Origin of the sequence: Mesorhizobium sp. M0676 (assembly GCF_040320535.1) — a bacterium.
Taxonomy (GTDB): Bacteria; Pseudomonadota; Alphaproteobacteria; order Rhizobiales; family Rhizobiaceae; genus Mesorhizobium.
On the sequence record NZ_JAMYPU010000095.1, the window covers coordinates 1 to 509 of the forward strand.

Below are 509 nucleotides of genomic sequence, written 5' to 3' on the forward strand. Positions count from 1 at the left end.
TCGCGCGTCATCATCCTGGCAGGCGCCGCCGCCTTGGCGATCGCCGCGATTGCCGGCATTTTCGCATGGCAGAAGTTCTCAGTGCCATCGCGGCCATCGGTTGCCGTGCTGCCGTTTGCAAACCTCGGCGGCGATCCAGGCCAGGACTATTTCGCTGACGGCATCACCGAGGATCTGATCACCGACCTCACCAAGCTGTCTGGTCTGGACGTCATCGCGCGCAACTCGGTGTTCGCCTACAAGAACAAGCCTGCAGCGCTGGCGGACGTCGCGCGCGACCTTGGCGTCCGCTTCGTTGTCGAGGGGAGCGTCCGCCGCACCGGCGAGCAGATCCGCCTCAATGCCCAGCTCATCGATACGGCAACGGGCGACAATCTGTGGGCCAACCGGTTCGACCGTGGCATGGCCGGCGTGTTTGCCGTCCAGCACGAGATGAGCGGCGAGATCGCCAAGGCGCTTGGCATGCAACCTTCGGCAGCGGAAAGCGAACGCATGGCGCGGCCGCCGAC

1 pseudogene is annotated in these 509 nt (G+C 65.2%); it reads left to right on the top strand.

The features are described from left to right. Nucleotides 1-509 (top strand): annotated as a pseudogene (locus NKI35_RS31320) (adenylate/guanylate cyclase domain-containing protein); the annotation flags it as partial.